The organism is Ciceribacter azotifigens (assembly GCF_048159625.1).
In the GTDB taxonomy this organism is placed as follows: Bacteria; Pseudomonadota; Alphaproteobacteria; order Rhizobiales; family Rhizobiaceae; genus Allorhizobium; species Allorhizobium azotifigens.
Map to the genome: position 1 here is coordinate 432128 of NZ_JBLQTA010000001.1, position 11941 is coordinate 444068.

At 63.9% G+C, this 11941-nt stretch carries 11 protein-coding genes; all 11 read left to right on the forward strand.

Annotation, left to right across the window (positions count from 1 at the left end):
• Positions 1-80: 80 nt before the first annotated feature.
• The 11 genes from ACM6UT_RS02190 to ACM6UT_RS02240 all read left to right on the forward strand — a co-directional run bounded on the left by ACM6UT_RS02190 (position 81) and on the right by ACM6UT_RS02240 (position 11939).
• Positions 81-1937, forward strand: coding sequence for a M3 family oligoendopeptidase (locus tag ACM6UT_RS02190; protein WP_416795728.1), 1857 nt, complete (start codon positions 81-83; stop codon positions 1935-1937).
• Positions 1934-3115, forward strand: a complete 1182-nt coding sequence (locus ACM6UT_RS02195; RefSeq protein WP_416795729.1) for an aminodeoxychorismate synthase component I — start codon at positions 1934-1936, stop codon at positions 3113-3115. Before ACM6UT_RS02190 ends, ACM6UT_RS02195 begins: the two co-directional genes overlap by 4 nt.
• Positions 3100-3729, forward strand: a complete 630-nt coding sequence (locus ACM6UT_RS02200; protein ID WP_416795730.1) for an aminotransferase class IV family protein — start codon at positions 3100-3102, stop codon at positions 3727-3729. The genes ACM6UT_RS02195 and ACM6UT_RS02200 overlap by 16 nt, the downstream gene beginning before the upstream one ends.
• The gene (locus ACM6UT_RS02205; RefSeq protein ID WP_416795731.1) at positions 3730-4014 is read left to right on the forward strand and encodes a YciI family protein; all 285 of its coding nucleotides are present in this window, start codon (positions 3730-3732) and stop codon (positions 4012-4014) included.
• Positions 4015-4027: 13 nt separating this feature from the next.
• On the forward strand, positions 4028-4972 hold the full coding sequence (locus ACM6UT_RS02210; RefSeq protein ID WP_416795732.1) for a heme-dependent oxidative N-demethylase family protein: 945 nt from the start codon (positions 4028-4030) through the stop codon (positions 4970-4972).
• Between the two features lie 117 nt (positions 4973-5089).
• The gene (locus ACM6UT_RS02215) at positions 5090-6535 is read left to right on the forward strand and encodes a homospermidine synthase (protein WP_416795733.1); all 1446 of its coding nucleotides are present in this window, start codon (positions 5090-5092) and stop codon (positions 6533-6535) included.
• Positions 6536-6724: 189 nt separating this feature from the next.
• Entirely contained in the window at positions 6725-7087 is a 363-nt protein-coding gene (gene omp10, locus ACM6UT_RS02220) for an outer membrane lipoprotein Omp10 (RefSeq protein WP_416795734.1), read from the forward strand.
• Between the two features lie 274 nt (positions 7088-7361).
• Positions 7362-9206: a 5'-nucleotidase C-terminal domain-containing protein gene (locus ACM6UT_RS02225; RefSeq protein WP_416795735.1), complete on the forward strand. Its 1845-nt coding sequence runs from the start codon at positions 7362-7364 to the stop codon at positions 9204-9206.
• 130 nt (positions 9207-9336) lie between these two features.
• Positions 9337-10371 (forward strand): ferrochelatase, encoded by a 1035-nt coding sequence (hemH, locus tag ACM6UT_RS02230; protein WP_416795736.1) that lies wholly within the window; start codon positions 9337-9339, stop codon positions 10369-10371.
• 92 nt (positions 10372-10463) lie between these two features.
• Positions 10464-11477 carry an SPFH domain-containing protein gene (locus ACM6UT_RS02235; protein WP_416795737.1) on the forward strand — a complete coding sequence of 338 codons (1014 nt, stop codon included), beginning with the start codon at positions 10464-10466 and terminating at the stop codon, positions 11475-11477.
• Positions 11478-11480: 3 nt separating this feature from the next.
• Positions 11481-11939, forward strand: coding sequence for an NfeD family protein (locus tag ACM6UT_RS02240; protein ID WP_416795738.1), 459 nt, complete (start codon positions 11481-11483; stop codon positions 11937-11939).
• Positions 11940-11941: the final 2 nt, after the last annotated feature.

An 11941-nucleotide genomic window follows, 5' to 3' on the forward strand; every position in this document is an offset into this window, starting at 1 on the left:
GTCGCGATGTACGGTTTTCATCGGACGCCGACTGCTCTAAACCTGACCGCCAATCGCCTTTGAAACGGAAGGACTGCCCCATGCGCCCACACCGGAACCCCGCCATCGTGCTCGCCGCCGAACCTGCCGTGGCCGCCGAGAGCGCGCCCGCACTCGGAGCGCTGCCGGTCTGGAAGCTCGAAGACCTCTATCCGTCGCCGACATCCGCTGAATTCACGCGCGACCTCGAAAAGGCGGAGAAGGACACGCTCGCCTTCGAGGCGAAATGGAAGGGCAAGCTCGCAGACGCAGCCGGCGCCACCGGCGAACAGGGGATCGGTGCGGCGCTCGGCGAGTACGAGGCGCTCGACGACCTGTTGGGCCGCCTCGCCTCCTATGCCGGCCTCACCTACTATTCGGACATGACGAACACCGCGAACGGCAAGTTCTTCGGCGACGTTCAGGCAAAGCTGACCGACCTTTCCGCGCATCTCCTCTTCTTCACGCTCGAACTCAACCGTATCGACGATGCAGTCATGAACGCCTGCATGGACCGTGACCCGGCCGCCGGACACTACCGGCCGTGGATCGTCGACCTTCGCAAGGACAAGCCTTTCCAGCTCGAGGACCGGATCGAACAGCTCTTCCTCGAAAAGTCGATGACAGGCGCCGGCGCCTTCAACCGGCTCTTCGACGAGACACTGGCAAGCCTCCGCTTCACCATCGACGGCGAGGCGCTGCCGCTCGAAGCGACGCTGAACCTTCTGCAGGATGCCGATCCGGAACGCCGCAGGGTAGCGGCGCTCGCGCTTTCGGCGACCTTCAAGGAGAACATCCGCATCTTCGTTCTGGTGACGAACACGCTCGCCAAGGACAAGGATATCTCCGACCGCTGGCGCGGGTTCGAGGACATCGCCGACAGCCGCCATCTTTCCAACCGCGTCGAGCGGGAGGTGGTCGATGCGCTCGCAAGCGCGGTCAAGGCCGCCTACCCGCGGCTCTCGCACCGCTACTACGCGATGAAGGCGAAGTGGCTCGGCATGGACAAGCTCAACTTCTGGGACCGCAACGCCCCGCTTCCGGAAAGCTCCGACCGCGTCATCCCCTGGGACGAGGCGAAGGAGACCGTGCTTTCCGCCTATGGCCGGTTCGCGCCGGAAATGGCGGCGATCGCCGGACGTTTCTTCGACGGCGGCTGGATCGATGCGCCGGCGCGTCCCGGCAAGGCGCCGGGCGCCTTCGCCCATCCGACGGTGCCCTCGGCCCACCCCTACGTTCTGGTCAACTATCTCGGCAAGCCGCGGGACGTCATGACGCTCGCCCACGAGCTCGGCCACGGCGTCCACCAGGTGCTGGCCGGGGCGCAGGGCGCGCTGATGTGCCAGACGCCGCTGACGCTCGCCGAGACGGCTTCCGTCTTCGGGGAAATGCTGACATTCCGCGCCCTTCTCGATCAGACGAAGGACCGGCGCGAGCGCAAGGCGATGCTGGCCCAGAAGGTCGAGGACATGATCAACACGGTCGTCCGCCAGATCGCCTTCTACGAGTTCGAACGCAAGGTGCACACCGCCCGCAAGGAGGGCGAGCTGACGGCCGAGACCATCGGCGAACTCTGGCTGTCGGTGCAGGCGGAAAGCCTCGGACCTGCGATCGGCATCTCGGAAGGCTACGAGACCTGGTGGGCCTATATCCCGCACTTCATCCATTCGCCCTTCTACGTCTACGCCTACGCCTTCGGCGACTGTCTGGTGAATTCGCTCTACGCCGTCTACCGGCAGGCGGAGGCGGGCTTCCAGGACAAGTATTTCGAGCTCCTGAAGGCCGGCGGCACCCAGCACCATTCCGAACTCCTGAAGCCGTTCGGTCTTGACGCCACCGATCCGTCCTTCTGGGCCAAGGGCCTGTCGATGATCGAAAGCCTCATCGACGAACTGGAAGCGCTCGACGACACTCCATGACGACGCCCGCCGCATCGCCGGCCGATGCCGGCCGTTATGTTCTCTTTCGCGACGATACGCGCGGCGAATGCACGGTCTTTGCCGCGCCATCGGAAGTTATCGTCGCCCATGACGCCGACCACTTCTTCCCCGCACTTACGCGCCTCGACGAAGCGCATCGCTCGGGAAAGTGGCTCGCCGGCTTTTTCTCCTACGAGGCGGGATACCTCTTCGAGAAGAAGCTCGCGCCGCTCGCCGCCGAGAATCGCGAGACGCCGCTCGTCTGCTTCGGCGTCTTCGATGCGCCGGCCGGTAACGATCACCCTCTCGCGGCACCCCGGCAGCGGAAGGAGAATGCGCCCTTCATCACCGAGCCGCACGCGGCCTGGGATTTTCCGTCCTATCAGCGCCGCTTCGACCGGCTGCACCGGCACCTGCGTGAGGGCGACTGCTACCAGGCGAACCTGACGATGCCGATCCGCGCCCGCTGGGACGGCGATCCGCTCGCAGCCTTCTGGTCGCTGATCGAGCGCCAGCCGGTACGCTACGGCGCGCTCGTCGATCTCGAGGGGCCGGTCATCCTCTCGCGCTCGCCGGAACTCTTCTTCGCCGTCGACGAGGACGGCTTCATCGAGACCCATCCGATGAAGGGCACAGCCGCCCGCGGGAAGACGCCGGCCGAGGACCACGAGATCATCGCCGCCATGCTGGCCGACGAGAAGACCCAGGCCGAGAACCGGATGATCGTCGATCTGCTGCGCAACGACATTTCCCGCATCAGCGAGGTCGGAACGCTCTCGGTGCCGAAGCTCTTCGAGATCGAGACCTATCCGACGCTGCACCAGATGGTGAGCCATGTTCGCGCGAAGCTCTCGCCCGGCATCACCATTGCCGACATCTTCGCCGCGCTCTTTCCGTGCGGCTCGATCACCGGCGCGCCGAAGATGCGCGCCATGGAAATCCTGCACGACCTGGAAGTCGGGCCGCGCGACGTCTATTGCGGCGCCATCGGCTATATCGACCCGGCGGGGCCGATGCGTTTTTCGGTTGCCATCCGCACGCTTTCGCTTTTCAAGAACGGAGAGGCCGTCTTCAATGTCGGCGGCGGCATCGTCTTTGATTCGAACGCCGCGGCGGAATACGAGGAGTGCCTGCTGAAGGCGCGATTCGCGGTAGGGGACCAATGGATTTCTCGCTGATCGAAACCATGCGGTGGCAGCCGGGCGAAGGCTTTCGGCGGCTCGACCAGCACCTGCGGCGGCTGGCGCGCTCCGCCGACGCGCTGGGATTTCGCCAGCCGCAGAATGCCGAAGCCAAGCTCAAGGCCCTGAAGACGGGAGACGCGCCGCTGCGCGTCCGGCTCACCATGAACTTCCGCGGACAGGTCGAAGTGACGGCAACGCCGTTCGAGCCGCAGGCGCCCGACACTGTGTGGAAGGTGCGTATCGCCAGGACCAGAATGGATTCCGAGGATGCCCTTTTCCGCCACAAAACGACGCGCCGGGAACCCTACGAGGCCGCGAGAGCAGAATTCACGCCCGAAGAAGCAGACGAGGTACTTCTGCTCAACGAGCGTGGCGAGGTCTGCGAAGGCACGATCGCCAATGTCTTCGTCGAGGATATCGGCGGGCAATTCATCACGCCGCCGCTGTCGAGCGGGCTGCTGCCGGGCATCCTCCGGGCGGAACTGATCCGCGAGCGCAAGGCCCGCAGCTCGGTATTGCGGCCGCAAGATCTCAAGGACCAGCCGTTCTTCGTCGGCAATTCCCTGCGCGGCCTGATCCGGGCCGAACTGATCGAAAGCGACATCTGAATGCTGATACTCTCCCTCACCTACAAGAAAAGCCTCGAAGAAGCAGACCGCTTCATGGACCAGCATCTCGCCTGGCTCCAGCAAGGCTACGAGCGCGGCTGGTTTCTCGCCTCCGGGCGCAAGGTGCCGCGGACCGGCGGCGTCATTCTTGCCAACGGCAACCGCGCCGAAATCGAGGCCTTTGCCGCGACCGATCCCTTCGTGGTCAACGGCATCGCCGATTGCGAGGTCACCGAAACGCTGCTGACGACGGCGGCGCCCGGTTTCGAAATCCTGAAATCCTGAGGGAGCGGCGGCCATGGAGGTAACCACCACGACATCCGCCAGGCCGCCCCGCACTCCCTATGACGGCTCGTCGGCGCCCTTCACTATCGGCCTGCGCCCGCTCGAACTCCGCCGCTGGATCGAGCCGGACGAGCAGCTCGCAGGCGAGCTTGCCGAGAAACGGCGCCTCTTCGGGCTCTACGCCGATGACATCTTCATGGACGCGCCAGACACCCGCGCCGGCCAGCAGGAATGTCTCAACCTTCTCTCCGACTACCTGCCGCGGGAACATGGAGAGATTTATCGCCGTTCCGGCAATGTGATGCACGTCGCAGGCCATACGGTCGACCTTTCCGACGCGGCGATGCCGCCACTCCTGCGGGCGGGATTCCTGGTCCAGGACGATCTGGTCCTGATGCGCCGGCGCGAGGACGGCTGGCAGATCGCCGCCGCCCATCTCTCCTTCCCTTCCTCATGGTCGCTGAAGGAGAAGTTCGGCCGGCCGATGGAGGAGGTCCACGCGGCCGTTCCCGGCTTTGCGGCCGGAACGCGCAATGCCACGCTCGTCAACCGCATCTTCGACAGTCTCCATCCCGACCAGCCGGCCGAGAGGTTCAACTGGTCGATCAACTGGCGTCACGCCCTTTTCCATCCGCAAACGGCGAAGCTTCCCGTCGAACCTTCGTCGACGGCGGTGGCGGCGGACAGGGCGATCGTCAGGGTCGAGCGGCAGACGCTGCGCAAGCTCCCGGTCTCCGGCGACATCGTCTTCACGATCCGCATCTATCTCGATCCCATCCGCGCCTTCGCCACCCACCCGGCCGGCGCCGAGCTTGCCGAAAGGCTGGCCGGGCAGCTGGAGACGCTCACCGAGGCACAGGTGAACTACAAGGGGCTCGCCGAAAAGCGCGACCAACTCGTCTCCTGCCTGCGGGACGGTCTGTTCGCCGGAAATCCGGGCGAGAACGGCGCCGCCTGAGGCCCCTTTATTGTGTCAGGAATTTATGATCTAGAGCGTTCCGAGAACCGGAAAGGCCGTTGCAGCGACGTTGTATACAGGCCCGCGCGGTGGACTGCGCATCTGAAGGAGAGTGGAATGAGCAAGCAAGATTATCCGGTTCACGCAGAGATCACAGGCCCGATCGTCATGATCGGCTTCGGCTCCATCGGCCGCGGCACGTTGCCTCTGATCGAGCGCCACTTCAAGTTCGACAAGAGCCGGATGGTCGTCATCGACCCGCGCAACGACGAAGCTCCTCTGCTCGCCGAGCACGGCGTCCGCCACATCCAGGCGCACGTTACCAAGGAAAACTACAAGACGTTGCTGACGCCGCTGCTCACCGACGGCTCCGGCCAGGGCTTCTGCGTCAACCTTTCCGTCGACACCGGCTCGCTGGACCTGATGAAGCTCTGCCGCAAGCTTGACGTTCTCTATGTCGACACCGTCATCGAGCCGTGGCTCGGCTTCTACTTCGACAAGAGCATGAAGAATGCCGATCGGACCAACTATGCGCTGCGCGAGACCCTGCGCGCCGAGAAGAACAAGAACCCGGGCGGCGCCACCGCCGTTTCCACCTGTGGCGCAAACCCCGGCATGGTCTCCTGGTTCGTCAAGCAGGCGCTCGTCAATCTCGCCAACGAGACGGGGCTGAAGTACGACGAGCCGGCAGCCGACGACCGCGAAGGCTGGGCCAAGCTGATGAAGAAGCTGGGCGTCAAGGGTGTCCACATCGCCGAGCGCGACACCCAGCGCACCAAGAACCCGAAGCCGCTCAACGTGTTCTGGAACACCTGGTCGGTCGAAGGCTTCATCTCGGAAGGCCTGCAGCCCGCCGAACTCGGTTGGGGCACTCATGAAAAGTGGATGCCGAAGAACGCCAAGAAGCACAAGAAGGGCTGCAAGGCCGGGATCTACCTCGAGCAGCCGGGCGCCAACACCCGCGTGCGCACCTGGTGCCCGACGCCCGGTCCGCAGTACGGCTTCCTCGTCACCCATAACGAGTCGATCTCGATCGCCGACTATTACACGGTCCGCGACAAGGACGGCGAAGTGACCTACCGCCCGACCTGCCACTATGCCTACCACCCGGCCAACGACGCGGTTCTTTCGCTGCACGAGATGTTCGGCAACGGCGGCAACGCACAGCCGGTGCTGCACGTGCTCAACGAGGACGAACTTGTCGACGGCATCGACGAACTCGGCGTGCTGCTCTACGGCCACGAGAAGAACGCCTACTGGTACGGCTCGCGCCTGTCGGTCGAAGAAACGCGCCGCATCGCGCCCTACCAGAACGCCACCGGCCTGCAGGTCAGTTCGGCCGTTCTGGCCGGCATGGTCTGGGCGCTGGAAAACCCCAAGGCCGGCATCGTTGAAGCTGACGAAGTCGACTACAAGCGCTGCCTGGAAGTCCAGTCGCCCTATCTCGGACCGGTCGAGGGCCACTTCACCGACTGGACGCCGCTCGACGGTCGCCCCGGCCTCTTCCCGGAAGACATCGACACCAAGGATCCGTGGCAGTTCAAGAACGTCCTCGTTCGCTGAACCGGGAACGCCGGACAGCCGCTCCTTAGCCCGCCGCCCCGTGCGGCGGGTTTTCTCTTGCCAATGGTCGAGCGCCGCCGCTCGACATTGGAAAACCGCGCAAAGGCGGATACTTGGCCTTGCTTTCACCATTTGTTGGCGGCATGGTTCCGGGTCACAGGCTGGCCCGGACTATGTGGGGAATGAGGAATGAAAATCAGGAATCTCGGTGTTCTGCTGGTATGCGCATCGGCGCTGTCGGCATGTTACTCCAGTGGCCCGCGCCCGATGCCGCCGGTTCGTCAGGCGACGAGCGTCGAAGGCACGTGGGTCGATCCGAACGGAATCATCTCCACCTTCTCCGGCGGCACGTTCAACACACGCACGACCGATACGAACCAACTCCTTGCCTCCGGCACCTACACCAATGTTTCGGATCGTCTGGTCGAGATCAACATGACCTCGCTCGTCCGCAACACGCAGTCTAAGGTCAATTGCGCACTGGTGACGCCAAACCAGCTGAACTGCACCTCCGACAGCGGTGGACAGTTCTCGCTCGCCCGCCGGTCCTGATCGCGTTCCATTCCCGCAGATGACACGCCCGGGCCGCCGGCCCGGCGGCGTTGTCATGCGCCGTCAACCGCGCCGCGGACCTGAAGACGGACCTCCTTCGCGCAACTGTAGTCTTGTCGGTTTACCACGTCTGTGCTGAGCGGCGGGGACTAAGCTTATTTGCTCTTGCGGTCGCAGGCACTTGGTGGAAACATCGCCGCACAATTCTTTGAATACCGAGCAGAAATACGAACGTCGGCCAAAGAAAACGGCCGTAGATATCAGGAGAAAGCCGATGTTGAAACAATTTCGATTGGGCCTGTTGAGTGTCTCCGCGCTTACCCTCTCGGCGGGCGCAGCCTTTGCGGATTTCGAGCTGAACATCCTGCACATCAACGACTTCCACTCGCGCATCGAGGCGATCAACAAGTATGATTCGACCTGCTCGGAGGAAGAGGCCGGCAAGAACGAGTGCTTCGGCGGCATCGCCCGCATGAAGACGGCGATCGACACGCGCCGCAACGAGCTTCCGGGCGGAAACGTGCTCGTCCTCGACGCCGGCGACGAGTTCCAGGGCTCGCTCTTCTACACGACCTACAAGAGCGCCCCGATCGCCGACTTCATGAACGGCATCGGCTTCGACGCCATGGCGATCGGCAACCACGAATTCGACGACGGCCCGGAAGAGCTCGCCCGCTTCATCGCGGCGCTCAAGTTCCCGATGATTTCCGGCAACACGCTCGCCGGCCTCAACACGCCGATCGCCGACAAGTACAAGCCCTATATCATCAAGGAATTCGGCGGTGAGAAGGTTGCGATCGTCTCCGTGCTTGCAAGCGACACCGACGAGACCTCCTCGCCCGGCAAGGACGTGCTCTTCGCCGACGAGATCGGCTACCTGAAGGATGCGGTGAAGGAAATCCAGGCCGCAGGCGTCAACAAGATCGTGCTGCTCTCGCATGTCGGCTACGTCAAGGACCAGGAGATCGCCAAAGTCGTCGACGGCATCGACGTGATCGTCGGCGGGCACAGCCACACCCTCTTGTCGAGCACCGACGAGAAGGCGGCCGGCCCCTACCCGACGCTGGTCAAGTCGCCGTCGGGCGTCGACGTGCCGATCGTGACCGCCTACGCCTATTCGAAGTATCTCGGCGACCTGAAGGTCGTCTTCGACGATGCCGGCGTGGTCAAGTCGGCCGAAGGCGCGCCGAAGCTCCTCGACGCCTCGGTCAAGCCGGACGAAGGCTATACCGCAAAGGTCGCGGAACTGGCAGGCCCGATCGACGAACTGAAGAAGAAGGAAATCGGCCAGTCGGCCGATGTCATCGACGGCTCGCGTGAGGTCTGCCGCGTCCAGGAATGCTCGATGGGCAATCTCGTCGCCGACGCCATGGTCGACCGCGTCAAGGATCAGGGCGTGACGATCGCCATCCAGAACGGCGGGGGCCTGCGCGCCTCGATCGACGGCGGCGTCGTCACCATGGGTGAAGTGCTGAGCGTGCTGCCGTTCCAGAACACGCTCGCCACCTTCCACCTGAAAGGCGCCGACATCGTCGCGGCGCTCGAGAACGGCCTCGGCCAGATCGAGGAAGGCGCAGGCCGCTTCCCGCAGGTCTCCGGCCTGAAATACACTTTCGACAAGTCGAAGCCGGCCGGCAGCCGCGTGATCTCCGTCGAGGTCAAGGAGGGTGATGCTTTCGTCCCGCTCGACCCGGCAAAGACCTATGGTGTCGCGACCAACAACTACATGCGTGCGGGCGGCGACGGCTACAACATCTTCGCGACCGCCGGGACGAACGCTTACGACTACGGTCCGGGTCTCGAAACGGTGGTGGCCGAGTACATCGCCAAGAACAGCCCGTACAAGCCATATACCGACGGCCGCGTTGCGGAAGTCGCCGGCGCCGCCCAGACCCCGGCAGCCGCCGCCCCAGCGACGGAAACCCCGGCACCGGCAGCCGCCGATGCTGCCGTTGCGACCGTCAAGACCTATTCGGTGACAGCCGGCGACAGCCTCTGGAAGATCGCCAAGGAACTCTTCGGCGACGGCATGATGTGGTCGAAGATCGCCGAAGCCAACAAGCTGAAGAACCCCGACTTCCTGATGGTCGGCCAGAAACTCGAGGTTCCCGCGAAATAGGCTTGCTTTCCTGCGGACATCTGGCCGGCCCGGGCTTCCCCGGACCGGCTTTTCTTTTTAGAAAAGGCTCACGCGCGCCGCGCTCACCCATCTGCCAGACGGCGATACAGGATCAGGACGAGCATAGACAATGACAGCCGATCTCACCCACCTGCCAACCAACCACCCGCCCGTTCGCTTCGGAAAGGTCGGCGTTCTCCTGGTCAATCTCGGCACGCCGGACGGCACCGACTACACCTCGATGCGGCGCTACCTGAAGGAATTCCTGACCGACAAACGCGTCATCGAATGGTCGCCGTGGAAATGGTACCCGATCCTCTTCGGCATCGTACTCAACACCCGCCCCCAGAAGGTCGGCAAGGCCTATGCTGAAATCTGGAACAAGGAGAGGGACGAGAGCTATCTGCGCACCTATACCCGCAGCCAGTCGGACCTGCTGACCGAGGCACTCCGGGACCTTCCGGACGTCGTCGTCGACTGGGCGATGCGCTACGGCCAGCCGTCGATCGCAACGAAGATCGACGCACTGCAGGCGGCGGGCTGCGACAGGATCCTGCTCTTCCCCCTCTACCCACAATATGCCGCCTCGACGACCGCGACCGTCAACGACAAGGCCTTCGAGAAGCTGATGGCGATGCGCTGGCAGCCGGCGCTGCGCACCGTGCCGCAATACCATGACGACCCGGAATACATCGATGCGCTGGCGGTCTCGGTGGAAAAGACGCTCGCCGGCCTCGACTGGCAGCCGGAAATGCTGCTCGCCTCCTTCCACGGTATCCCGCAATCCTACTTCAAGCAGGGCGATCCCTATCACTGCTTCTGCCAGAAGACCGGACGGCTGCTGCGCGAGCGTCTCGGCCTGCCGAAGGACAGGTTCATGGTGACCTTCCAGTCGCGGTTCGGGCCCGAGGAATGGCTGCAGCCCTACACCGACAAGACCGTCGAGAAACTTGCTGCGGAAGGCGTGAAGCGGATCGCCGTCATCAATCCGGGCTTCGTTTCCGACTGTCTGGAGACGCTGGAGGAAATCGCCGGCGAGGCCGCCGAGAGCTTCCACGAGCATGGCGGCGAAAAGTTCGTCCACATCCCCTGCCTCAACGACAGCCCCGAAGGCATGCGCGTCCTCGAAAAGGTTGTCCGCAGGGAACTGCAGGGCTGGGTCTGACAACCCGGCCTCGACGAAATCCCGCTGTTGTTTCTTGCGCTTAATGTGCCGAAGTGATCAATTGACCCTGCACCGTATAGAGGAGGGCAGAGATGGGTTTCGCCGGCTCGGATATCGTCGTCATTGCGCTCGTGGCGCTCGTCATCCTGGTCCTGTTCGCCGGGATCAAGACGGTGCCGCAGGGCTTCCGCTACACCATCGAGCGTTTCGGCCGCTACACCCGCACGCTGGAACCCGGCCTCAACCTCATCGTCCCGTTCATCGAGCGGATCGGCGCCAAGCTGAACGTCATGGAACAGGTGCTGGACGTTCCGACGCAGGAGGTCATCACCAAGGACAATGCCAGCGTCTCCGCCGACGCGGTGGCCTTCTACCAGGTGCTGAACGCCGCCCAGGCGGCCTATCAGGTCGCCAATCTCGAAAATGCGATCCTCAACCTCACCATGACCAACATCCGTTCGGTCATGGGTTCGATGGATCTCGACGAACTGCTCTCGAACCGCGAGGCGATCAACGACCGCCTGCTCAGGGTCGTCGACGAGGCGGTCGGCCCGTGGGGCATCAAGGTCACCCGCGTCGAGATCAAGGATATCCGTCCGCCGGCCGATCTCGTCGACGCGATGGCGCGGCAGATGAAGGCCGAACGCGAGAAGCGTGCGCAGGTGCTCGAAGCCGAAGGCTACCGCAACGCGCAGATCCTGCGCGCCGAGGGCGCCAAGCAATCCGCCATCCTCGAAGCGGAAGGCCAGCGCGAGGCCGCCTATCGCGAGGCCGAAGCCCGCGAACGTCTGGCCGAGGCGGAAGCCAAGGCGACGCAGATGGTGTCGCAGGCGATCGCCGCCGGAGACATCAATGCGATCAACTACTTCGTGGCGCAGAAATATACCGAGGCGATGACCTCGATCGGCACGGCCTCCAATTCGAAAGTGGTGCTGATGCCAATGGAAGCCTCGAGCCTCATCGGCACGCTCGGCGGCATCGGCGCCATCGCCCGCGAGGTCTTCGGCGACGCCGGCCCCCAACCCTCTCGCCCGCGCACGCCCCCTGCCCGCTCGACACCGGTGGTGAACCCCTTCGCGGCAGACCGGCCGAGCGAGGAGAACTGAGCCATGCTGATGCGATTGATCAGCGAACTCGGCCCCTGGAGCTGGTGGCTCCTCGGCTTTGTTTTGCTGGCAGCCGAGCTGGCCCTGCCCGGCGTCTTCCTCGTCTGGATCGGGATTGCCGCACTCCTGACGGGCCTCCTGTCCATCCTGTTCTGGACGATGGGCTTCTGGGTCTGGCAGCTGCAGTTTCTGGTCTTTGCCGCGCTTGCCGTGGTCGCGACCTTTGCCGGTCGGCGCTTCCTGTCCTCAAGCGAGCAGGCGACCGACGAACCGCTGCTCAACCAGCGGGGCGCAAGCCTCGTCGGACGGACGGCGACCCTCCCCGAACCGATCGTCAACGGGCGCGGACGCATCCGTCTCGACGACACCTACTGGCCGGTCATGGGGCCGGACCTGCCGGCAGGCACCAGGGTTAAAGTGGTTTCCGGTACGGGACGGGACTTGGTCGTGGAGGCAGCCTGATC